The sequence below is a fragment of the Streptomyces malachitofuscus genome, assembly GCF_055571035.1.
The window spans coordinates 140,255-163,674 of sequence record NZ_JBVIGA010000017.1; the positions used below are offsets into that span (position 1 = coordinate 140,255).

Sequence of the window (23,420 nt, forward strand, 5' to 3'; positions counted from 1 at the left end):
GGTTAGACGGTTCAGCGTGACGATCGAAGCGGGCTTTGGGGGGCAGTGGTGTCGACCGGTGGGAAGGCCGACTGCTTCCGCTTCAACCCCTTCACGAAACGGTGCCATGCAGCGGCGTCAACCGAGACCACAGAGCCGTCCGTGTCCTTGGAGTCACGTATCAGCGTGCCGCTGGTGACGTGGGCGCACTCCACGCACTCGCCCCCGGCGCCATTGCTGTAGGACGACCTGAACCAGAGGGGAGCGCGGCCTGTCGGCGTTGCGGTGCTCACTTCGCGTACTCCTTCACGACCGATTTGATGAGCTGGGCGGAGCGCTGAGGGCTCAGGGCTGCGGCGCGCAAGCCGTCGAACGCCCGGGTGTATTCGCGCACATGCGACTCGCCCTCCAGGTAGACGGCGTCCGTGATGCCGTCGCGGTAGACCAGATCCGGGTCCTCCGGAGCGGGAAAGCCCAGCATGGTGAAGGAACCGACGGCCGGGTAGGTGCCGGAATCGAAAGCAAGGACCTGGAGGGTCACGTTCGGCAGGGCGGCCGACTCGAGGAGCCGTTCGAGCTGCTCTCGCATCAACTCCCGATCGCCGATGACGTTGCGCACGGACCCCTCGTTGACGATGAACCAGGCTTCAGGAGAGTCCGGGCGGGTCAGCATCTCCTGACGCTCAAGTCGTACGCGCACCGCGCGGTCGATGTCCTCGGCGGACATGTGCGCGCCGATCGTGTGCAGTTCCCGGGCATACGCCTCGGTCTGCATGAGTCCCGGCAGCAATTCGCACTGGTACTGGCGAAGGGTGGAGGCGTCCTGCTCCAAGCCGATGTAGATGTTGAACCACTCGGGCACGCCCGCGCCGTGCACCTGCCACCAGCCGCGCGTCTTCGCCTCCCGCGCCAACGACTTGAGGAACTCGCGCAGCTCGTCGCTCGTGCCGTAGAAGCGGCACAGTGCGTCGACGTCCGAGGGCTGGACCCTGCCGCTGCCCGTCTCCATGCGATTGACCTTGGAGCCGCTCCAGTCCAGCGCTTGACCTACCTGGGCGCAGGTCAACGTGCTCTGCTCCCGGAGCTTCTTCAGCTCGATCGACAGACGCCGACGGCGAGCCGTCGGTGAACCGGCCATCTGGATCTCCTCAACCACCCGGCGTGTAACGAAAGTTCAGTCTCATGCCAAGAGGGCCGCTTGCCAATCACACGGAAGTGGGAATCCCTTTGTGCACATTGCACGACGGGATGTGCCGGCTCCATGCTGTGAGCCGGTAGCGACACAGAGTGCTCGCGAGGTGACGAGGGGAGTGCCCGTGATTCAGCAAGCGTGCAGGCGGCGACAGACGTGGGACGTGGGATTCACCGCCCGTCCCGAAGAGGTGGGGGTACTGAGACGCCTCGTGAGGCATCGTCTGGCGCACTGGGGTCTTCACGAGCTCGTCGACATGGCTCAACTGTGCGTCAGTGAGCTGGTGTCCAACGTCGTCACGCATGTCGGTCTCGGCACCCCGGGCTCGCTCTCGGTCTCCGTGAACGGCACGCATCTGCGCATCGAGGTCCACGACCCCGACGCGCGAGCTCTGCCCACTCTCGTCGCCGCGGACGTCGATGCCGAGGGTGGGCGGGGTATGGCACTGGTCGAGGCCCTCGCCGACCGCTGGGGTGTCCAGCTCCACGAGGACCGCAAGGTGACGTGGTGCGAGCTGGCCACCGGGCCCGTGTCGCCGGCCGGCCGTGCGGACGATCCGTCGGTGACGCGGGCCGAGGCGCTACTGGACATGTACGCAACCCTGAAGGCGCCGGTCTGCTCCTACGACCGCGAGTCCGGCAGGGTGAGCCGGCTGGTGGCGGAGGAGTCCGTGATCGACGTCATCACGGACTTCCTCCGCTGGCTCCAGGCACGCGGCTGCGATGCGGACGAGGTCCTCGACCGTGCACAGAGCCGCTGCGAAGCCGCTCCGGCCGGCAGCGAGAGGTGAGGCTCGTTTCAGCTCGCCAGTATGTGAGCGAAGAACCCCACGGACGGGTCATCCCGGGTGCCGATCAGCAGTGCCCGATCGAGCAGGATGTTGTTGTGCTCGCAACTCGTCTCCGGCAGCATGACGCAGGCGTGGCACGCGGCGAGATTGGTGCCGGTGGCGGACACCTCGGTCTCCATGCAGAGCGGGTCGGAGGAACACCACTCGGCGCGGCGGACGGCCGAGCGCACCGTGCGGTCGAGAAGATCCGGTTCGCCCTGGGCGACGAGACCGCCGAGGCTGCCCGCCGAGTCACTCGTTGCCGTGTAGATGAGTACTCCGGCCATGTCGTCGGCGGCGTACAGGCGCTCGCGCAGGGACGCTGCCGGATACCCCGCCTCCAGGCTCCACTCGGTGATGAGAACGTGGGCCAAGGTGTGCAGCAGCACCATCCGGGGGGTGGCCGGAGACGGAACAGCTCGGCTCGGATCACCGGCCCGCTGATCCAGCACCCGCTGGTGGGCAGTCCGCATCCGTTCCACCCGGGCCGCCACGGCGATCGTCTTCTCCCAGGTGCCCAGCCGTTCCTCGTCCAGGCGGAGGAAAACTCCCTCCCCGCGAACCTCCATAGCCGGAAGCCAGCGCAGAGGATTCTCGGAGAGCGGCATCTCCTTCGCGTCGGTCGTCGACTCGGCGTCGACGAGCCGGGTGAACGCCTTCAGCGCACGCACCTCGCGGAGCTTCTTGACCAGCATCGGGCCGGTGACGCCGAGCGGATCGAGCACGCTCCGGTCGCCCAGCGGCGTCTCGCAGACGAACTGCTCGTCGCGGGAGTGCTCGCTCTCGTCGTTGCCGGAGCGCAGACGCTCGTACTCCTTGTTGCGCAGGGCGCGGTAGCGATGGTCGAAGGTGGCGGGTTCCCCGTCCGAAGGATCCTCCTCGCGTTCCGCGGCGAGCAGCGTCATCACCTCGTCCAGGGAGAGGGGCCACGCTCCCTCGGTGAAGACTGCATCGAGATAGATCTCGACGGCCTCGCGGGTCTCGTACTTCCTGAGCTTTTCCCAGTGGCCGGCCAGCGGATCCTCACGTCTGTTGCTCCACGGCGGGATGGACAGCGCCGACTTCAGTACCGGTTGCCACACCGACGAGGAACCGCGCTGGAGCGTCCGCAGGGGCAGTCCGCACTCCTTGTCCGGCGCGGAGGTACCGAGCCACGGTCGGTGGCCCCGGCACTTCAATCCCAGGTCCTTGAGCGCGTTCTTGCGGAAGGAGCCCTCCATCGACACCTCGGGCGCCCGCCCGCAGGTGCAGGAGACGAGGATGGAGCGGAGGGAGGAGGTACGTCCGGAAGTGCGCAGCCTGAGCTTCCCCCCGCACTTTCCGAGGGGCGTGGAACCACGGTCGGACGAACGGTGCACCCACTGCCAGTACGGGAACTCACCGAGGTGCCCGTCCTCGCAGGCGACCACGAATCGGGAGGGAACGAGGTCCGCCTCGCAGGTGCCGCAGACACTGCGACCGGCGGGCGGGTTGAAGTCGCGATGGTGCTGCAGCTCGCTGCACTCGGGGCACGAGTGCATCAAGGGGAAGCGACGGACCCGGAGGCCGTCCTTGCTGGTGTCGTCGGAGGCCGGTGGCAGCCGGAAATGGTCGACATCGAGAAGCCTGGCCAGGCGTCGTTCGTGGATCCGCGGCGACTCGTCGGGACGCCAGCTGCGGTCGGCCTCATCCAGGCCCGAGACGACGAAGGACTCGTGGTCGACGGCGATGAGCGAGCCGACGCCGTACGTGGTGATCGCCTGGGCGCGGCGGATCTCACCGCGTCGCGGAAAGGAGTGGGCGGGCGTGGCGCCGTTCGCTCCGGGCCGGCGGCGACGAGGGGGCGGGGTCATCGTGTTCCCTCCATGAACAGGGCGGACTCGGCGTCGACGTCGCGCAGGCTCCACAGCGTGGGCCATGCCTCGGCGCCCTCGGACTCGTCGTCGTACGCCTTCAGGAGCGAGGGGGCGCGATCACCCCGCGTCGGTTCGAAGAGCAGGCGATTGTGGGTGCTGGCTTCGTCGCGCCACCACTCGACGAACTCTTCGAAGTCGTCGGAGACGGCATCGGCCTCGGCCTCGGTGACGGCGTGTACCCGCTCCATCAGCAAGGGCTTGACGCGGTCCTGAAGGACGTCCACGTAGGACTCGACGTCGCCGGCCCCTTCGTTGGGCCGCGCGGCCGGGATCAGGATGCGTGCCAGGGCGACGATCACCGCGTGCAGGCCCCGCTCGCGGGCACGGGCGGAGAACGGTGTCACCGAGGTGGACTCGACCTCGCGGTAGAGGGCGGAGTGGAAGTGCTGGAAGCTCTCGTAGTGGGAGCGGTCGCGAGCGCGCGTGGAGTTGAGCATGACCGCGACCAGACCGGGGTGGGCGCGGCCGACCCGGCTCGTGGCCTGGATGTACTCGGCGGTCGTCTGCGGCTGACCCATCACGGCCATCAACCCCAACCGGTCCACGTCGACGCCCACCGCGATCATGTTGGTGGCGAGCAGGACGTCCACGGTGTCCTCGTCGGGGAACCTCTTCTCGATGCCTTTGAGCCGGGTGGGGATCTCGCTCGCGTCGATCCTGCTCGTCAGCTCCGAGTAGTTGGCGACCGAGCGCACGGGGACGCCCTCACGCTCCGCCAGCAGCTCCAGGTAGGCCACCACGTCGTCGTGGACCTGGAGTTCGGCTGCGGAGAGCAGTCGCAGGCTGTTGAAGTAGCCGACGAGGCTCCAGTACGCGTCGCGCACCTCGTCCTTCGTCTCCGCCTGCATGGCCCGGTGCAGCAAGGTGGCGTACGTGCGGATGAGCAGGGTGGATTGACTGGTGCCGGGGGCCAGGAGGCCGACGTAACGGCGGCTCGCCTTCTCCTCACGCGGCGTCTCCACCGCGAACCACGAGTCGCGGGAGTCCAGACCCGCGGGCGGGAACTGCCGGATCTCGCGCGCGAAGAGGTGGAGGCCCTGGTCGGCGGCGCGACGGATGGTCGCCGTGGAGGCGATCACCTTGGGACGGCCGGCCAGCGCGTCCACGGCGGTCTCGTAGAGGCCGGTGAGGGTTCCCAACGGGCCCGAAATCAGATGGAGCTCGTCCTGGACGATGAGCTCCGGGGGAGGCGTGCCGTCGTCGGGGTCGTCGCGATTGAAGAGCGCGGAGGTCGCCGGACGCCACGGCATCGAGGCGAACTTGTCGACCGTGGCGATCACCAGCGTCGGGCGTGCGTCGTACACCGCCTCGTCGATCAGGTGGACGGGGAGGCCGTCCGCGAAGTCGCAGTCGCTGCCCGGGCAGCGGACGTACATCCGCTTGGCGTCCTCGTCGGCCTCGTAGTCCCGGGCGTCGAGGCGCGTTCCGCACCAGGGGCAGGTGTGCAACTGGACGGGGTTCTCGGTGGCGAGCCGCTTGTCCAGGTGCGCTCGCAGCTCGTCGAGCTTGGCGCCCGCCTCGGCCAGCGTGTTGGGGGTGGCCGAGCGGCCCACCCACATGCCGACGGAGAACTCCTCCCGACCCAGCTCGGGCGTCCGGCGCCGCATGTTCTCCATGGCGCAGAGCAGGATCGCGGCGCGTTCGAACTGCTGAAGGGTGAGCAGCCGCAGCGTGTAGCGCATGATGACGGTGACCCCACCGCCGTCCACGCCGTTGCGGATGCGGCGCAGGAAGGAGGTGAGGGCGATCAGTCCCAGGTAGGCCTCCGTCTTGCCACCACCGGTGGGGAACCAGAGCAGGTCGGAGATCTTCCGGTCGTTGTGCTTCGGGTCCTCGATGCCCGCCAGGCAGAGCAGTACGAAGGCGATCTGGAAGGGGCGCCACTTGCCGGCGGCCGGATCGGGGGTGCCGACGCGTCCGCCCTTCACCCAGGCGCTGCGGGCGCGCTGGTCGGCCATGGCACGGTTGGCGAGGCGGAAAGCCTTCATCAGGTCCGGCTTCTCCCGCAACAACTCGATGCCCTCGCGGATCCGGCCGAGCGCCTCTCGACAGGCCTTCACCTGGATCCGCGCCGGTTCCCCGTGGGCGTCACCGGCCAGGGCGTCCGCCTCATCCTGCTTGCGGGCGATCCAGTGCTCGTATCCCTTGGCGAGCCCTTCCAGGGCGCCCAGCACCTCCGCGTCGGGCTTCTCGGCCAGCCCGAGCATGGACAGCGTCGAGTCGTCGATCTCCGGATTGGAGTCGGTGAGCAGGACCTCGACGCTGGGTACGAAGTCGCTGCGCACCTCGGGAACGCCGGCCTTCTCGGTGTCGGTCACGCCGATCGGTGAGGGATTCCAGTCCCACGTGGCGGCGCAGCCGTGCCCGACGGCGAAGGTCGGGGCGTGCCGGTGCAGAAGCCGACTGGTGGCGATCTCCGGGTCGTGGGCGGCGGACGGGGCGGGGCGTTCGACGAACGCGGTGGAGCCGTTGGCGGCCCGGACCGTCAGGCCGCACTGGAACAGGGAGAAGGCGTCCTGGAGATCCCACTCACCGACCTTCTGGGTGTTGATCAGCGTGACGGTGATCGTGACCGTGCCGGTGGTCGGGTCGGGACGTCGGACGATGACGTGCAACGCCACCTTGTCGGGGACGAGTTCGATCGGTTCGGCGGGAGCAGGTGCCGTCACCACGATGGACCGGTCCGGGATCTCCAGCACCCTGCGCCGCCACCGTTCCCGCTGTTCGGAGGTGGTGCGGGCCTCGGCCCGGCGGGCCTCGACGGGCTTGCCCTCGGCGTCGGTGGGCTCGTAGACGGCCGCACTGGCCGAGACCACGATCGTGTCACTTATGGTCGGATCGACCGCGAAGGTGAGCCCCATGGACGAGGGGCGCCTGTCTCCGGATGCCGTGATCTCCTGCGCCGGTCCGGGCTCCTCGATGTCCTCACGCGGGAGCACGGGCGGGGCGTCCAGGCCGTCCTGTTCGGCGGCGATCTCGGCCTTCCGCTCCTTGGACGCCCTCGGATACAGCACGCCGGTCAGGTAGCGGTCGATCGGCGCGTCCTGGGTGAGGACCTCGTCCCGGTCCTCCGGCGCGGCGTCCTCGGCGGGGCCGAAGAGTTCGCGGCGGAGCCCCACGAGCAGTTCCTCGTCCCGCACCCGGTAGTGCTCGGAGTGCCGGCCTGCCACGTGCGTCATGCTCGCTGCTCCTCGTTGTCGTCGGCTCTGCGGAACCGGCCGATGCCGGTGATCCGCGGGACGGTCCAGACACCGCGATCACCAAGTCCGGCGTTGGCGCCGGCTGCGGTGCTGCCCGTCACGGTCTCCAAGGTGTCGATCCACAGATCGTGGATCTCGTCGGGCCACCAGGGGTCCCAGGTACGGTTCACCTTCTGCACCTGGAAGAGGGCCTCGCGGAACTTCTGGGAGGCCTCGCCGATCTCCCGCCCGTCGTGCAGCAGCGCGTAGGGCGGGCTCTGTGTCTCGCCCATCGGCAGGTCGTGGCGGCGGCGCAGCACCACCTTCTGGCCGGGGCGGACGTGGGCCAGGAGGTACGCCTGGGTGGCGACGGCGTCCGTCTCGTGACCGGGAGGGTTGTCCCGGCACACGTCGCCTGCTTCGGCGACGATGCCGTACCGGTCGTAGGACCGCCACGATCCGATGTAGCGGCGGCCGTCGCGCCGATGTCCTGCCCTTCTGAAAAGGGGAAGCTCGGGGCGGGGCGCGTGATACAGGTCCTGGCGGACACGCGTCATCGCCACGTACAGGGCCCGCGCCTCTGCGGGCAGGTCGAGTTCGTCCCGGTACCGCTTGTGCAACTCCGCGACGGTCGGCGGGACCAGGACGATCACCCGGTCGAACTCCAGGCCCTTGGCCCGGTGCACGGTCGAGACGACGATCCGTGCGGTTTCCGGGTCGGACGCCTCGTCGGGGAACCGGCCGTCGGCGACCGCGCGCCGCAGCCGGTCCAGGTCGAGCACCCCACGGCCGGGTCCCCGCGCGACCCGGCGCAGCACCGTCCACAGGGCGTCGGCGTTCGGTTCGTAGGGCAGCGGGATGCCCGCGAGGAGGGAGCGGAACCGGTCCTCGGAGAGGCCGGACGCTTCGGTGCCGCGCAGCAGTTCGGCCACCCAGTAGGGCACGGGACGTTCTTCCAGCGGGCGCCGCAGCCGGTGTTCCACGCCGTGTGCGTGCAGCAGGCCGGAGACGACAAGCGCCTCCTGGTTGTCGCGGGTGAGTATCGCGCAGGTGTCGGTGAGATCCCGCAGACCGTTCAGGGTGAACTCGTCGCCGAGGTCTCCCGTCGCATTCGTCGGGTCCAGAAGAAGGTCGCGCAGTTCGTCGTAGAGCGTCGAGGCCTCGTCCGGGTCGGTGAGCTGCTGGAGACGCGGACCGTGCGCGAGCGCGACCCGGGCTTCCTCGGTGCCGGCCCGGAAGTTGCGGGTGAGGTTCAGTTCCACGAGGTCGTCGGGGTACGAGCAGCGCAGCCAGTCGAAGAACCTGCCGGTCTCGTCGGCGCGCTCGCCCGGGTCCGCGATCTGGAAGCCGTAGACGGATTGAGCGGCGTCTCCGACGACGGTGAAACCACAGGATTCCTGGTACCGGTCGAGTAGCGTCTCGACCAACTCGCGTCGCCCGCCCAGTAGGTCCTGCACCTCGTCGATCACGATGTGCGCGGGCGGGACGGCGTCTCCGACCTCGAGCGCTCCCTTCTCGATGGCACGGGTGGCGGCCGCGATCCGCTCGTCGAAGCCGACCGCGCCCCACTCCCCGTCCGGATGCGCCTGAAGGAGCACCTCGTAGGCCCACGCGTCGAAGGTGCGCGCCCGTACCCGCTGGGCGCGCTCCCCGTGGCGCGAGATCCGCTCGCGCAGCTCACGGGCGGCGGCCCGGGAGAACGTGAGCACCAGGATCTCGGCGGCCTCCAGCGCCTCGTCCGGGTCCTCGTGCCCGCACAGCGCATCGAGTCGGCGCACCAGGGTGTGCGTCTTGCCCGCGCCCGCCCCGGCGGTGACCAGGACGCGCGCGTCCCAGGGCTGCTCGACCACGGCCCGCTGCTCGTCCGTGAGCGGAGGGCTGTCGAGATACGCGTCGGTCACTTTCTGCTCCAGAGGTGCTCGAACTGGGTGAAGGCGAGTTTGGTGTCGAAGTTGGCGATGTTGTCGTCTACGTTGAGAATCAGGCAGGTCTGCTTGCCGCCGTTCTTCGGCCCGCGCAGACCACGGCCGATCATCTGCTGGTACACGTTGGTGCTGTAGACCGGGCGGGCCACCACCACGACCCGGGTGGCGGGAGCGTCGAATCCCTGAGTCAGAACACCGTAGTTGGTGAGGACAAGGATGCGTCCCGCGCGGAAGTCCTCGATCCGCCGGCGACGGTCCTGGGCGCTGGTGGTGGAGTCCACCGCCGCGGCCCGGATGCCCCGGTCGTTGAGCATGGCCGCCAGATACTTGGCGTGATCCACGGAGGTCGCGAACAGCAGCGTCGGCCAGTCCTTCGGAAGGCTCGCCACCTCGTCGACGATGCGACGGCTGCGCGCGTGGTCGTCGGCGAGCCGCTGCTCGGCGGCACGGGAGAGCATCGCCATGCGCTCGGCGTGCGTCCTCTCGTCCCGGGTCAGCTCGATCCGGCCACCGGTGAGGGTACGGTGCTCGACCTGGGCGAGCATCCCCCACTCCTGGAGGTCCCGGTAGGGATCGCCGGACGGGAACACGCCCTCGTCGAGCCGCCGGTTGCCGAAGCGTGTGACGAGGCGACGGGTCTCGTCCTCGTTGGTGTTGCGGAACGGGGTGGCCGTCAGGCCGAGCAGGTGTCGTCCGGTCTCGTACTGGGTGAGTCCCAACAGGCTCAGGATCTCGGTGTAGCGCTTGGAGATGGCGGTGTGGGCCTCGTCCACGACGACCAGCGCGGCCTGCCGCAGCCAGGCGTACTGGTCGGTTCCGAGACACCGCTCCAGCTTGGCGTCGGTGGCGACCACCAGGTGGGGGTTCTCGACCACGTTCCCCACTTCGTGGCTGCTCCAGAGCCGGCTGATGGTGAGAGGCCGCTCGGCGCCGACCTTGTTCCAGACGAACTTCCAGCTCTGCACCGCCTGTTCGCACAGCTCCTCGGTCTGGGCGATCCACAGCAGCGGACCGCCCAGGTCACCGACGCGCTTCACCCAGCGGATCACGGCCTCGGAGGTGACCCGTGTCTTTCCCGCTCCGGTGGGCAAGGACAGCATGGCGCGCTGCGGGGCGAGCCGGTCGAGCAGGGTGGTGATGTTGCGGACCAGCTCATCCTGGTAGTCGTGGAGCCGAGGGAAGTCCCGGGGGCCGTCCACCGTCTCGAAGGCCGGCGGCGTCGGAGTCCTGGAACCGGCGAAGACCATCGGCAACCTGAGGTCCGACACGAAGGTGACGGCGGCCGACGAACCTCCGTAGGACACCGGCGCGTTCGGGAAGCGGGCCTGGATGTCGCGGGCGTGGTGCTGGAGCACGCCGTCGCCGTGCGCGTTGAAGGCCATCTGCGCGATCCGGTGACCGGAGGGTTCCGTGCCACCGGTCTCCTGCAGTTCGGCCTCCATCAGCCCGTCGGGCAGTCCGGCGCGCAGCGCCTCGGCGCCGATCAGCGCCTCGATCTTGGTGACGACGTCCTCGGCGTCGCGGACGGCCTCCACCGCTGCCTTGATCTCGCTGTCCCGGGCCATGCGCTCCTGGTGCTCGAGCACCGCCCGGCAACCCGCGGCGCCGAGCCCGAGGCCCAGCTCCCGGTCGATCAGCCGCAGCATCGGCTCGGAGGCCAGGGGAACGCGCACCTTGATCGTGTCGCCCTGACGCACGGCGTCCAGGGGGCGGGCCTTCGTGCCGTTCTCGGTCCGGGTCACCTCTTCCAACTCGCTGCACCGCTGGACCACGGTGCTGCGGTTGCCGCCGCTCAGCCGCTGGCGCAGCGCCGGGTACAGCTCCACGAGGGCGATCGGATCCCCGTCGACGACCTCGCGGGTCTCCTTGGAGATGGCTTCGGCGAAGCGCTTCATGGCCCACCTCTCCACCATCAGCTCGGCGTCCTCCGGAGTCGCCACCAGCAGGGCGGGAAGCTGCTCCGCGCGCAGAGCCCGGTACTCGGTGGTGCCGACCGCGACGGTGATCTCCTCGTCGGGGCGGCTGCCCCAGGCGTCCCCGATCCGGCAACGGGTCAGCGAGTCGTCGGGGAACTCCGCGCCGAAGCGGGTCAGCATCACGTAGGTGTTGCCGACGAAGGCGTCGTCCTCGCTTCGCGCCACCTCCGAGAGGAGCGTTTCCCAGCGTTCCGCCGGAACTTCGTCGACCGTGGTCGGCAACCGTAGCTTCCGTGCCTTCTCCGGGGAGATGTCGGCGACCGGGAGGACGTCCCGGTAGGCGGCGAGCTGCGGCCCCACGGCTTCCCGCAGCGGTTTGATCCCCTTGGAGGTCGCAACGGTCCCGTGCTTCTTGAGCATCCAACGGATCGGCGACACCACGGTCCGACGCGTACTGGTCTGGGCGCCGACCTGGCGTGTCCAGTTGTCCACCACGGCCTCGTCCGGAAGCGCCTTCAGGAAGGCCGCGCGGGACTCCGGGGAGAGCGACCGGAAGAAGTGCAGCGGGCCGCCGATCGGCGACCCCTCCACCTTCATCCTGTTGAGGGCCGGACGTGGGGTGCCGGGGCTCAGGGTGCGCAGCAAGGACGCGTGGACGGCCTCCCGGTACTCCTCGAACCAGGCCTCGCCCTCCGGACGCATCGAGGCCGAGGGCCGCTCCCGCAGGCCGATGTCCCGGAAGAAGGCGAGATCGTCGGAGTGGAACTTCGTGTCGACGGCGATGTTCGGTTCGCGCTCCGCGTCGACCACGGCACCCGGCAGCATGCAGTCGCGCACCGGGCGGAACCTGCCGTCCGCCGTCCGGACGCGCAGCGTCTCCCGGGCGTCGGGCACGTGCTGGAGGACCGTGTGGGTCAGACGGCGGCCACCGGCCATGCGGAAGAGGTCCCAGAAGCGTTCCCACTCGGCGTCCGCCCAGCCCGTGAAGCCCTGGTCGAGGACGCTGATGAACCGGCCCTCGGCGTCCGCCTCACGGATGCCGAGGACGTTGAGCGCGGAGGCGAGCGCGGGGTCCTGACCGATCTCACCGACCACGTACTTCAGGGACTCCCGCAGCCCGCCCTCGTCGGAACGACGGAAGACCTGGCCGGGCACGGGGGCGACGAGACCGTGCTCCTCGGTGAGAACGATTTTCGCCTTACGGGCCTCATCGGCGTACGGGGACCTGGCCTCGACCATGTCGGCGAGGATGCGGATCGCCGTCGCCGACGCCTCGGCGGTGCCGCAGCCGACCAGCGCCTCCAGCCACGCACGCACATCGGCACGCTTGTGTCCGGCCGCCCCGAGAATGTGCTCGACCTTGCCGGCACGCAACGTGTCGACCTCGGCGTTCGGATGGAGCCAGTCCGACGGGCGGCCGGGGCACTCGTGCCACATCCGCAACCAACCGGCGCTCCGCTCCTTGTCGAGACGAGGGGGAATCCGCAGTCGGGTCGGTACGCGCAGTGTGCCCTCCTGATCGGGCAGCGAGGGACGGACCGCCGTCTGCTTCCAGATTTCCTCGGTGAGGAACGCGTCGGCCCAACTGATCGCCTCCTTCACCCGACCGGGCAGCAGGGGAAGGTATGCGGCGGGGTCCTCGGCAGGGGCGAGTCGCGGGAGGGAATCGACCACCAACGTGGCCGAGACCCGGATCATCTCCTCGTTGAACGCCGAGGAGTCGAGCAGATTCTGCCGGTCCTCGTTGGTCTTCCAGGCGCCGTTGAGGATGCCGCTCAAGGACATCTCGTACTTGGTGGGGAAGAAGGACCAGAAGCGGCCCCGCCCCCGCGCCTGCGGACTCACCCGGAGTCCGCTCTTCGGGTCCTGCTCCAGGTCCGGGACGGCCCACGCCAGGTCGAGGGTGAGCCGGTCGTGCAGCTCGCCGGCGTCCGCGCGTGCGGCCGGACCGGGTTCGTGCGTGGTGGAGAAGACACGCCACCGGGCGCTCGTGGGCGTCCGCCCCGTCCGCTCCTCGAACACGGTGTGCAGATCGCCCGACTGCTCGGTGGTCAGCACCCGGCGGACGGCCGGACGAGGCCGGCGGTCCTCGAGGACCACCTTCGCGACATGGGGCGACAGGAGTTGGAAGCCGAGCGGAAACTCCTCCCGGGACGAGCCACCGGCCCGCCCGCCGTGCATGTCGAGCGCCAACCTGCCGACGGCGTCCTTCAGCAACGGCAGGCGGACGACCGTGGTGGCCCAGCCCAACAACTCGTCGAGAACGGGATCCTGGGCACGCTCGGCATCGGCGTCGAGAGGACGCGCCATGCGCAGGACCGGCGCCTCGAACTCCTCACCCAGCCGCTCTCGTACGCCGGGGACGGAACGGATCTTCTCACGTGCCCATTCGCGATCGAAACCGAAGGATCCGGAAGTGCTGAAGAACTGGGGGGCGTCGGTGACCACCAGCACGGATTTCACACCCACGCCGAAACGGCCGATCTGGCCGCCTCTCTTGCGCGACATGCTCATTCGGAGAATCGTCTCCGCGCCCTCGGGGGTCACCGGGTCGCCCTCGTTGGCGCAGTAGAGGTGGGCGTCGGTGAGGACGACCTGGACACGGCCTCCGGGCTGAGCGGCGATTTCGTCCGCGGCGTTCTGTACGAGTTCGAAGAGTTGACGATCCCCGTAGCCGCCCTGCGTGATACGACGTTCGCCGTTGGCATGCTCCGGAATGAGACCGGGATCGACCTCGTACGTCTGCAGTACACGAGAGGACTGTTCGAGAACGGTACGGATAACCTGCGAGGAGTGAGCGGACATTTCTATCTCGATTCTCGTGCGAGGTCAATGGCCTGAGAGACGGTCGAGTGGATCGGGCCAGGACGATTCAGCCGGTACGACCTGCGATGACGCACGGCCAGCGGGTCAGTCGTCGTCGACGTCGAAGTCGTCCGAGGCGGTCGGATCGAGGGATCCGGGAAGGCCGCGGAAGAGTTCGCGGGCGTGCTCGATCGATAAGCCGTACCAGGTGAGGATCTGCTTACGCTCCGTGGTTGAACCGGCCGTGAAGAGGGCCAAGTAAATGGAATCGATTTCGCGCATCGAGTACGGGGGCGTGTCGTACGGGAGTTCCGTCTCCCCGGGAGGGTCTTCCATAGCTGTTTCGGTTCCTCCGGTCGTTTCGAGGATCCCCGCACCATGAGCGCGTTCGGGGTGAGCGAGTGGAATTGGATACACCTCACCCCTTGTCGCAGGGGTGTCGTTCCGAGCGAGGCGGACAGTGCCGCCGTCAGGATCCTAGAGGATTCACTCGATCGTGTCACTCCCAATCCCGGCTCGATTTAGGGGAGTTGGGGATTCCGCTTCACTGGATGTTCCCGACTGCGAATCGCATCTCGGGTGCAACTCGTTGGATTCCTCGACGTTTCGGGACTTACTGGATGAAGTGGACAGCCGGACTGGTGATCGAGGCGGTCGGCGCTTCGTCAAGCGACAGTTGACGCTCGTCGCCGTGTCAAATTAGCCTGTCCGGGACCCTGGGCACAACGACAACGGTGAAGAGCGGGAGGCCAGATGGAGGCCGGCGAGGAGTTCGGGCCCTGGTTGGCCCGTCAGCTCAAGATCGCGGGTATGACGCAGGCGGAGCTGGCGGAAGAGCTGGGACTGACCCGAGCCGCCGTCTCTGCGTGGATCACCAAGCGTTCGGTCCCGCGTCCGACCGTCATGGGCGAGATCGCCAGGGCGCTGGGCACGGACCTGGGCACCATTCACACCCGCACCACCGACACGCAGGCCGGTCTGCCCATCACCTGGTACCACCGCCCCGGCTACCGGGACGGCGGCCGGGACGGCGGGAACGCCGCCGCGTTCGCCTTTGACGCGGACGTCCAGGTGCTCGCGCGGGAGACCTGCCAGAACAGTCTCGACGAGCGCCTCGTGGAGAACGGGCGCCCGGTCCGCGTGCGCTACACGATCCACGAACTGACCGGCGAGCCTCTGGAGGCGTTCCGCGCCGCGATCCTCTGGGACGAACTCCAACCCCACTACCTGGCGGTCTCGGAGACAGCCGCCGATCAGAAGGTCGGACGGGTCGTGGACGCCGGAGTGCGCGACATGTTCGAGAAGGGCCGCCTGATCCTTCTGCGCGTCGACGACTACAACGCCTCGGGGCTCACCGGTGACGACTACGACGACGGAAAGTTCGCGGCCGTCGTCCGCCGGCAGTTGGAGAGTCTCAAGTCGGGTAGCAGCGCGGGCGGTTCGTACGGCCTCGGCAAGGCGACCCTCTGGGCGACCAGCGCGCTCGGCATGGTCCTGATCAATTCCACGCTCTCCGTTCCCCATGAGGGCCGCACCGAACGCCGTGTCATCGGACGACTGGAACTTCCGTGGCGCTCCGTCGAGGGCCGAGAGTGCGCGGGCCCCGCCTGGTTGGGGCGCCCCGACCCCGAGACGCCCGGCGCGGAGGTGGTCCGCTCGTGGTGGGCGGACACGGAGACGGTCGAACGACTTCACCTCGCCCGCGACAGCGACGAGCCGGGAACGTCCTTCCTCATCGTCGGCGCCCACGACGTGGCGAGTCTCGCGTCGGACAAGGCGGACTCGGTCATCGACGAGGACGAGAACGGTGGCAGCGAGGACGACGGGACTCGTGACATCACCGTCATGCACCGCCGCCTCGTCGAGGCGCTGGGCCGGGACTTCTGGGCGGCCATGACCGGCGGGGGCAGCAGACTCCCCTTGCTGGAGACGTCCGTCCGGACACTGCGCAATGGCGAGGTCGTCATCCCGGAGGAAAAGGTCGACCCCGGCGTCACGCAGCCCTCACGTACTCGGGCGTTGCGGGCCTTCTACGAGGGGACGACTGTGGACCGGCTCACCCAGGCCGGCCAGGTGGCGCTCCGCAACGTTCCGCTTCGTCTGCCCCTCGCCGGAGGACGCCGGGGAACGCTCGGCATCCACCAGGGGGTCCTGCTGGTCACGGAGGCGGAGGACAGGGACGGCGTGCCGAATCAGGTGCACTCGTTGCGCGGCAACCGCATGACCGTCAGGAAGGCCGGCGTCAGTGGGTTGCCTCTGGGCGTCAACACCTTCCAAGCGGTTCTCCTGGTCGGACAGGCCGCAGGCGAGTCGGCACCCTTCGCGGTGGAGGCGGAGGAGTTCCTGCGCGCCGCCGAACCACCCGAGCACGACCGCTGGGGCCAGACCGAGGAGCTGACCCTGCGGTGGTCGCACAGCGCGCACTATCGGATCTCCAGGTTGACCACCGAGGTCAACGCGGCGGTGAAGGAGTTGGTGGTCCGGCCGAAGAGCGCCGGGTCGCAGGAGAACGCCAAGCTGCGCAAGAAGCTCACCGTGCAACGCAAGACCTCTGCTCCCAAGCGAGCCTCCGGCCCGACGCTGCCTGAGCTGGACGGGCTGACCGCCGAGATCGGGGCCGCCGGGGAGTGGAGGATCACCGCAGAGGTGAAACTGCCGCGCGCCGACGAGCTGCCCGCGATGAGCCCGGTGGTCCTGTTGGACGTCCGATCCGGCAGCCGGCCGAAGCTCGACTGGGCCGAGTTGGTCGCCGTGGACGGATGCGAGGTCGAGGGCGGAGCACTACGTTTCGCACCGCATGCCCGCCGAGCCGTCTTCAGGGGCTTCACCGACGTCACCAGCCATCCGGTACGCAGCGAATTCACGCGGCTCGTTCTGGAACTCCGTGCCGGTGCGCAGGGGAGTGAGGCATGAAGTTCTACCCGTACAAGCGACTCAACCGTCCGATCGCCCTACGGGTGACGTCGGCGACGCTCAAGCTGCCCGATGGCACCTTCGACCCCTTGGACACCTCCGCCTATTCCGTTCCGCAGCGGACCGTGGCTCTGGGCGTGGCCCAGCACGAGGACTGGATCTCGGCCAGGATCGGTCTCTCCGCCACCCTGCCTCCCGGCGCCACCGACGCGGACGCCCCGTGGAGCGACCTGCGAGTCCTGGCGGTGCTGACCGACGGGGACACCAATCTTCGAACCACCGTGGAGCTGCGGCAGGACGCTCCGGACAGCAAGGAGTGGTCGGGTCAGATCGAGGTGCTCCGGGACGACCACGCGGGACGTGCGAGTCTCGCCGCCTACGCCGTCGCCACCGTCGACGGCGTGGAAGGGCGGTCGATCACCGAGACCGATGCGGACTGGACCGTCGACGTGGTCGCCGAAGAGCCGCTGGGCGGCCTGCGGCTCGACGTGAAGCAGGCCGGCTTCTCCAAGAGCGCGAGGGAGTGGCTGCGTCCCTACGCCGACGTGCCGTGGGTGATCGACACCTCGGGTCGACTGCCACTCGTGATGATCAATACGGACGTCGAGGGGTTCTCGGACCTCCTGGGCGGCAATGGCGGCGGGATCGAGAACAAGATTCACGAACTCCTGCTCTCCCAGATGGCCACGGATGTCTGGACTGCGGTGTTCCACAGTGCCGTGGGCGATCTGGAGGTCGAACCGGACGGCTCGCCGGTCTTCCCCACCGACTGGAGGGGAGAGGTTCTGCGGGAGATGCTCCCCGACGTGGCCCCGGGGCTGCACGTCGAGGAGGCACTGCGCCGGGTCCATCGACGGCGGACCGACGACGCCGGCTGGGTGGAACTGCAGACCCGAATCCACTACGCCGCCGTACGTCGCGCGGGTGCGAGCAAGGCGGTCGCCACCGCCCTGCGCGCGTTGCAGCAGATGAACCGAGAGGACAGCGAGTGATCGAGAAGCCCCATCACGTTCCCGAGCGGCTCGGTCTCCTGTCCGGAGCCGCCGCCGACCCCTTCCTCACCGAGGACCTTCTCAGAGGGGTGCAGGGACACGGCGGTGTCGACCTGGCCAAGGTCGTCGAGCGCCTGCCGGAGGACGACGCCAGGTGGGCGGTGGAGCCGCTGAGGGACCTGGTGGACGACGCGATGTTCCAGTTCAAGGAGAATCGGACGGACGCCGACGGCTGGTTGGCGCCCCGATTGCACGCGACGCTCCGCCTCACCCGGCGGGAAGCCGCGGACAAGAGGATCTGGAACCACATCGCGCTGGCCGTCGCGCCGGACTACGTGGCGTGGAGGCACCCCCCGACGGCTTCGGAGGGCAAGGTTCCCCGCATCAACCCGGTCCGGTTCAAGGGCGCTCCGGACCGTCAGTGCTTCTCCCGGTTGTGGTGGGCGGCGGAGATGTTCCGCAACGGCGCCGACTACACGCCGGTGGTGAGGGCCTGCTCCAACCAGGACCTCATTCACAACGCCCTGCGCGTGAGCCTGGTGGACCACAGGCCCACGGCTCAGGCCCTGGTGCGGATCCTGGAACGAGGCATCGCCACCACCGGGCGGGAGATCAACGGGCTGATCACGGCGATCAACACCGCCGGCGCCACTGTGATCTACGACGCGTTCGCCGAGGACGAGCCACGCGAACCCGGGGCGCTGCGCCAGTGGATCGCGGATGCCGAGTCCGCGCCGCCCGTGCCCCGGCACGTTCTGCCCACCGGGCCGGATGAGGAACCCGTCCGGGAGGATTCGGTGGCGAAGCTCACCGAGTACTTCGCCGACCTCTTCGAGACGGCACCGGTCAGGGGACGGACACCGCAGGGCTGAGAGGAGGGGTCACTTGCCGGTGAGCGGGTGCCCTTCCCACTCACCGTGCTCGCGTACCTTCGCCGGCTCGCCGGGCCGCCAGGCCTCCAGATCCGCGACGGCCTGCTCCAGCCTGGCGCGCGCCTGTTCGTCCGACAATTCGGGTTCGAGGACGTGCCGCAGCACGTGCAGGGCGAGTAGGGGCGGCACGGCGTTGCCGATCTGCTGGGGCTGGTCCTTGCCGCTCCAGGGGTATGCGACCGGAAAGGTCTGGAGCACTCCGGCCTCCGCGAAGGTGAACCGGGCGCACTCTTCCGGGAGGTCCTCTTTCGTGTCCTTGTGCACCAGCCGGTTCCGGGACACCTTTCCCGTGATCGTCGCGGACGGCGCGTCGTGGTCGCGTTCGCCCCGCGCGCCGGGGTCGCCGCCGGTCCCGTAGTTCGAGACGACGGTGAAGGCGGGGCGGTCCGGAAGATCGGGCGCGATGCTCCGTGCCTTCTTGAGAGCCGTCTCCATGGACACCCATGACTTCTTCGGAGTCCTGTCCACGGCCGTCTCCTCGGGGTCCCAGAGGAGGGCACCCTCCTCCTTCGACGCCCGGGTGGGAACAGGGCGACGGTAGCGCTCATGGGTCTCGGCCACCTCGGGGATCTCGGCCTCACCGCGCCGGGCCATGAGCACCGCGCGCTTGCGGGTCTGCGGGACCCCGAACGCCTCGGTGAACATCAGCTGCGTCCTCGTCCGATAGCCGAGGGTGGCGAGCACCTCGGTGTACTTCTCCCACACCGGCATGACAGCCGGGACCTGCTCCAGGATCACGGCCTCGAAGGGCTCCAGCCCTGGGCGTCGGGACCGCTCGATCACCCACCACAGCGGTTGGAGGACCAACCCCGTCCGCTCGTCGCCCAGTTTTTCGAGTTCGGCCTTCTTGCTCTTCAGCACGGCTCCCAGGGAGCTGTACTGCGCGACCAGGTCATTGAGGTCCGCGTCCTCGGGAGCGAGATCCCTCGAGGCCCTGAGTGCCTTCAGAACGCGATCGATTCTCTCCTGGGAACTGCCGTCCTCCTGGAGGCTCTTCCGGATGGCCTTGCGTTCCACCGCACGGAGAGCGTCGACCTCGCGCTTCTCGGCCTTGATCCGCTTGGCCTCGGCGGCCTTTTCCCCGAGTTCCTCGGTGATCTCCCGCCAGGTGCGGGAGATGTCCTCCCACTTCGTCTCGTCCCCGCTCACGACGGCATGCAGGCGTTCGATGTACCCGAGGACATCGTCCAGGGCTCTGCGACCTGCACCGTGGCCCGCCACGGTGAAGGTCTGGCAGGGAGGCCCCCCAGTCAACACCTGTGCGTGGGGAAAGTGCGATGCACTGTACTTCCTCACGTCGCCGTGGAAGGTGTCCATCCCCGCGGCCTCGCGGGTGGCGCATGCGTCGTCGTCCCATTCGATGCCGGTGACCTGATACCCCAGGACATCAGCTGCCACATCCAGTCCGCCCGGCCCCGCGAACAGATCCAAGATGCGGAAACCCGCAGGTGGGGGCGGTGCGTTCTCGATGTGACTCATGGGCTTGAAGTGTAGCCGGCGATCGGGGGTGCCGTTCCCCCCTTTGCCTGTGCTCCCGCGGGCGACCGAAGCGCGGCCGAGATGGCTGCGCCGAGCGCTGCGCCCACGGGCGGAGGAGTCGCGTGTCCGATCTGTCGGTAACGAGCTGTCTTCCGTCCCGTGATCCGCCACTCCGGTGGGAACGACTGGAGTACGGCCGCCTGGTCCACCGTGATCTTCAGCATCTCTGAGACGTCGTTCGAACGCGGCCACACGTAGTCCGGCCCCGGCACCTCGTCGGCGAACGCACCGGCGTTCACCCCCATTCGTGCCCAGGCACGCTTCGTGCCGGTCGGACCGAGGTCCGGCCCGCCCCTGTTGTCCGAGCCGCCGACGAGCGTCGGTGCCACGGCCCGCGCCTGATCCGCCCAGGCGTCCGCCTCGGCCCAGCCCCGGGCGCCCATCGAGCGACGAAGCGCCCGACCGGCCGAGACGTGTTCGCTCACCGTCGGGGTAGGAGGAGCGAAGGTGCGGGCCCACGGCTTCTTGAGCGCCACCAGAACGCCTTGCAACCGTTCCTGCGGGACGCCGAAATCGGCCGCATTCAACACGAACCAGTGGAAGTCGTAGCCGAGATGCGTCAGCTCCGCCTCGATGAACGACCTGATGTCCGCGTACAGGGGCGAGTCGACGAGGGCGGGCATGTTCTCCAGCAGCAGGGCGCGCGGCTGGACGGCGTGGACCAGGTAGACAGCGGCCTTGAGCAACCGCAACTCGGGCTCGCTGTCCCCACGTCCCACTGCGGCGGAAGCCTTCACTCGGGGAAGTCCCGCCGAGAGGAGATCGACGTCCAGGGCCTCGGGATGCTCCTCCGGTAGGAAGTCGATCAGGTCCTCGCAGACGACGTTCCACTGCGGACGATTGGCCAGCAAGGTCTCGCAGGCCTGAGATTTGTTGTCGAGCAGCAGCGCCGGTGAGAAGCCGGCGCTCTCCAGCCCCGAGGCAAGACCGCCCGCGCCCGCGCAGACGTCCACGAAAACCAACGGGTCAGCCATGTGTCCCCCCTCTTCCCCCGCGTTACATACGGTCCGACGGTCCCGCACTCTCCTCGGGGCTCCCCTCGCCCCGCTTCTTCAGCGTCACCGTGGCCTGCACTGCCGCCGCCACCTCGTCGGGCGGGACGTGTTCCCAGAACCGTAGAACGGTCCATCCCGCGGACGTGAGATGTCCAGTGGTCTCCTGGTCCCGTGCCATGTTCCGGTCCAGCTTGCGGCGCCACCACTCCGCGTTGGCCTTGGGGCTCGTCGCATGCTCGGGGCACCCGTGCCAGAAGCAACCGTCAAGGAACACCGCGATCTTGGCTCTGGGAAAGACGATGTCGATCGTCCGTCGGGACATGCCCGGCACGGGCACGTTCACTCGGTATCGGAACCCCGCGGCATGAAGAATCCTCCGCACCGCCACCTCCGGGACCGTGTCGCGAGAGTTCTGGCGACTCATGCGGGCGGAGACGCTGGGGGAGGAAGGGACAGCACCAGGCACACCAGCATTCTGCCGGCGCCACGGATGGCGCGGGAGGCAGCCCGCGCGCACCCAGGCTGACCAGGCCCGCGTGCTTCTCCCACATGCTTCCCTGGATTCACCGTATGACTGATGAGCCTTCCTACCCAGCCGCTGTCCGGGAGTCGTACGACACCGTGGCTGACGCCTACGCCGCCCTCGTCAAGCCACCGTCCGAGCTGGACCCGTTGTCACGCTCGACGCTGACCGCGTTCGCTGAACTCGTACAGGCATCCGACCGAGGACCGGTCGCAGACCTGGGCTGCGGTCCGGGCAAGGTGACGGCGCACCTGGCGGGCCTCGGGGTATCGCCAATCGGCCTCGACGTGTCCCCGAAGATGATCGGACTCGCGCGAACCGCCTTTCCAGACCTGCCGTTCCTGGTGGGCTCCATCACCGCCCTGGCGTTCGCAGAGGGCGCGCTCGGTGGCATCTTGGCCTTCTGCTCCACCCACCACACGCCTCCCGAGCTGCTGCCAGTCGTGTTCGCCGAGTTCCACCGCACCCTGGCGCCGGGTGGACATCTTCTCCTCGTCGGCCACGTGGGTTCAGGTGAGCATCGCCGCCCCACGCAGGCCTACGGCGGCCACGCCGTGTCCTTCGAGTCGTATCGCCTGCCCACCGACCGGCTCGCGCGCTTGCTGGACCAGGCCGGGTTCACCATCGACGCTCAGCTGGTGCAGGAGCCCGACGAGGAGTTGAAGTGGAAGAGCGCAAGCTTCCTCGCCCACAAGCCGACCACCGAGGAGGCCGGCTTGACCTCTCAGCCCCCGAGACGTCTCAGAAGTGAGTGCTGAGTGCCCTGACCTGCTGACGAAGCGCTTCCAGGTCGTGCAGGAGCGAGCATCGCCGGTCGCCATAGACTCCCCACATGGTGCAGAGCAGCGCAGCAGACGTCGACGCCTACCTGGCCGAGGCCCCCGAGGAGCGCAGGGACGTTCTCGTCAGGTTGCGGCAGCTGTGTCGGGCCGAGCTCAAGGGGTTCGACGAGGTCATGGCGTACGGGATGCCGGTGTATGAGCGGGGCGGGGTCGCGGAGATCGCGTTCGCGAGTCAGAAGCAGTACATCTCGTTCTATCTGATGCGCGGCGACGTCCGGGATGCGTTCGAGGAGCGGCTGGCCGGACAGAACATGGGCAAGGGGTGTCTGCGGTTCCGCAGGCCGGAGGGTGTGGATTTCGAGCTGGTGCGGGATCTGCTGCGGGCCACCGCGGCCGCGCCGGGTGCCGTCTGCTGAGTGACGGTCGGCGCGCCGGCGGGGAGTGAGCCGCCGTCCCGGACGGCCGCTTCACAGGAACGCCGCCATGCCCATCCCCACCCCGAACAGCACGAAGAAGACCCCCCAGGCGAGATGCGCCGTCGCCGAGTACGACACCCTCCCCGGCCTGCCGTCCTTCGTGTGGACGACGACCACCCGGCGTGGGTCCCTCGGGTCGTAGCGCAGGACGACCGGGATGCCCGCGTGCAGGGGGTGGGACTCGTGGTTGAGCGGGGTGCGGCGGTAGGTCTGGGTGGGCGGGGCGTCGGGGCGGTCGACGGGCGGGGCGTGATAGCGGACCTGCGGGGGATGGATCGTGGGGCCCTCGCGGCGGGCGCTGCGGGCCACCTCGCCGCGGGTGCGGACGCCCCGGACGCCGAGGCGGTGCAGGGCCCGCCTCCGGCGCAGGGCGTCGCGCAGGACGTGGGCGCCCCAGGCCGTCGCGGCGGCGGCCATGACGAGCGTGATCGTGACCCATGGCTGGTCCATGTGGCCTCCCCCGAAGCCGATTTCAGTCGTCCCCAGGGAGACGGATGCGGTCGGGCGCCGGTTCCGGCCGGTGGTGCACCTGGGCGTCCGTTCGCCGA

The 23,420-nt window shown here is 68.8% G+C and carries 17 protein-coding genes; 6 read left to right on the forward strand and 11 right to left on the reverse strand.

Annotated features, from left to right (window positions below; translation table 11 throughout):
• Positions 1-11 precede the first annotated feature (11 nt).
• Together ACZ44S_RS24495 and ACZ44S_RS24500 are read right to left on the reverse strand one after the other, a co-directional pair.
• Complete coding sequence (locus ACZ44S_RS24495) at positions 12-272, reverse strand: DUF397 domain-containing protein (protein WP_466932462.1); 261 nt, start codon at positions 270-272, stop codon at positions 12-14.
• Positions 269-1,117: a helix-turn-helix domain-containing protein gene (locus ACZ44S_RS24500; RefSeq protein ID WP_466932464.1), complete on the reverse strand. Its 849-nt coding sequence runs from the start codon at positions 1,115-1,117 to the stop codon at positions 269-271. Before ACZ44S_RS24500 ends, ACZ44S_RS24495 begins: the two co-directional genes overlap by 4 nt.
• 217 nt (positions 1,118-1,334) lie before the next feature.
• Here ACZ44S_RS24500 and ACZ44S_RS24505 point away from each other — a divergent pair, with 217 nt between their 5' ends.
• Complete coding sequence (locus ACZ44S_RS24505; RefSeq protein WP_466932466.1) at positions 1,335-1,961, forward strand: ATP-binding protein; 627 nt, start codon at positions 1,335-1,337, stop codon at positions 1,959-1,961.
• A gap of 8 nt (positions 1,962-1,969) precedes the next feature.
• Here ACZ44S_RS24505 and drmB read toward each other — a convergent pair whose 3' ends face one another.
• The 5 genes from drmB to ACZ44S_RS24530 form a co-directional block, all read right to left on the reverse strand.
• Positions 1,970-3,832, reverse strand: coding sequence for a DrmB family protein (drmB, locus tag ACZ44S_RS24510; protein ID WP_466932468.1), 1,863 nt, complete (start codon positions 3,830-3,832; stop codon positions 1,970-1,972).
• Complete coding sequence (locus tag ACZ44S_RS24515; RefSeq protein ID WP_466932470.1) at positions 3,829-7,074, reverse strand: helicase-related protein; 3,246 nt, start codon at positions 7,072-7,074, stop codon at positions 3,829-3,831. The genes drmB and ACZ44S_RS24515 overlap by 4 nt, the downstream gene beginning before the upstream one ends.
• Positions 7,071-8,975: a UvrD-helicase domain-containing protein gene (locus tag ACZ44S_RS24520; protein WP_466932472.1), complete on the reverse strand. Its 1,905-nt coding sequence runs from the start codon at positions 8,973-8,975 to the stop codon at positions 7,071-7,073. The genes ACZ44S_RS24515 and ACZ44S_RS24520 overlap by 4 nt, the downstream gene beginning before the upstream one ends.
• A complete protein-coding gene (locus ACZ44S_RS24525; protein WP_466932474.1) occupies positions 8,972-13,720 on the reverse strand; it encodes a DEAD/DEAH box helicase in 4,749 nt (1,582 codons plus the stop codon). Before ACZ44S_RS24525 ends, ACZ44S_RS24520 begins: the two co-directional genes overlap by 4 nt.
• 105 nt (positions 13,721-13,825) lie before the next feature.
• Positions 13,826-14,056, reverse strand: a complete 231-nt coding sequence (locus tag ACZ44S_RS24530; RefSeq protein ID WP_466932476.1) for a hypothetical protein — start codon at positions 14,054-14,056, stop codon at positions 13,826-13,828.
• 417 nt (positions 14,057-14,473) lie between these two features.
• Between ACZ44S_RS24530 and ACZ44S_RS24535 the strand changes: the two genes are divergently transcribed.
• Genes ACZ44S_RS24535 through ACZ44S_RS24545 form a run of 3 tightly spaced genes read left to right on the forward strand, consistent with a single transcriptional unit; the run spans position 14,474 to position 18,497 of the window.
• Positions 14,474-16,633, forward strand: coding sequence for a helix-turn-helix transcriptional regulator (locus ACZ44S_RS24535; protein ID WP_466932478.1), 2,160 nt, complete (start codon positions 14,474-14,476; stop codon positions 16,631-16,633).
• Positions 16,630-17,625, forward strand: a complete 996-nt coding sequence (locus ACZ44S_RS24540; RefSeq protein ID WP_466932480.1) for a hypothetical protein — start codon at positions 16,630-16,632, stop codon at positions 17,623-17,625. Before ACZ44S_RS24535 ends, ACZ44S_RS24540 begins: the two co-directional genes overlap by 4 nt.
• Entirely contained in the window at positions 17,622-18,497 is an 876-nt protein-coding gene (locus tag ACZ44S_RS24545; RefSeq protein WP_466932482.1) for a DUF6339 family protein, read from the forward strand. Before ACZ44S_RS24540 ends, ACZ44S_RS24545 begins: the two co-directional genes overlap by 4 nt.
• 9 nt (positions 18,498-18,506) lie before the next feature.
• Here ACZ44S_RS24545 and ACZ44S_RS24550 read toward each other — a convergent pair whose 3' ends face one another.
• The 3 genes from ACZ44S_RS24550 to ACZ44S_RS24560 are packed head-to-tail and all read right to left on the reverse strand — an operon-like array spanning position 18,507 to position 21,515.
• Entirely contained in the window at positions 18,507-20,036 is a 1,530-nt protein-coding gene (locus tag ACZ44S_RS24550; RefSeq protein WP_466932484.1) for a DNA cytosine methyltransferase, read from the reverse strand.
• Entirely contained in the window at positions 20,033-21,070 is a 1,038-nt protein-coding gene (locus ACZ44S_RS24555) for a DNA cytosine methyltransferase (protein ID WP_466932486.1), read from the reverse strand. The genes ACZ44S_RS24550 and ACZ44S_RS24555 overlap by 4 nt, the downstream gene beginning before the upstream one ends.
• A 22-nt stretch (positions 21,071-21,092) precedes the next feature.
• Complete coding sequence (locus ACZ44S_RS24560) at positions 21,093-21,515, reverse strand: very short patch repair endonuclease (RefSeq protein ID WP_466932488.1); 423 nt, start codon at positions 21,513-21,515, stop codon at positions 21,093-21,095.
• A gap of 146 nt (positions 21,516-21,661) precedes the next feature.
• Here ACZ44S_RS24560 and ACZ44S_RS24565 point away from each other — a divergent pair, with 146 nt between their 5' ends.
• The gene (locus ACZ44S_RS24565) at positions 21,662-22,372 is read left to right on the forward strand and encodes a class I SAM-dependent DNA methyltransferase (protein WP_466932490.1); all 711 of its coding nucleotides are present in this window, start codon (positions 21,662-21,664) and stop codon (positions 22,370-22,372) included.
• Between the two features lie 74 nt (positions 22,373-22,446).
• The gene (locus ACZ44S_RS24570; protein ID WP_466932492.1) at positions 22,447-22,812 is read left to right on the forward strand and encodes an iron chaperone; all 366 of its coding nucleotides are present in this window, start codon (positions 22,447-22,449) and stop codon (positions 22,810-22,812) included.
• A 51-nt stretch (positions 22,813-22,863) separates the two neighbouring features.
• Here ACZ44S_RS24570 and ACZ44S_RS24575 read toward each other — a convergent pair whose 3' ends face one another.
• Complete coding sequence (locus ACZ44S_RS24575; RefSeq protein WP_466932493.1) at positions 22,864-23,322, reverse strand: hypothetical protein; 459 nt, start codon at positions 23,320-23,322, stop codon at positions 22,864-22,866.
• Between the last annotated feature and the right edge of the window lie 98 nt (positions 23,323-23,420).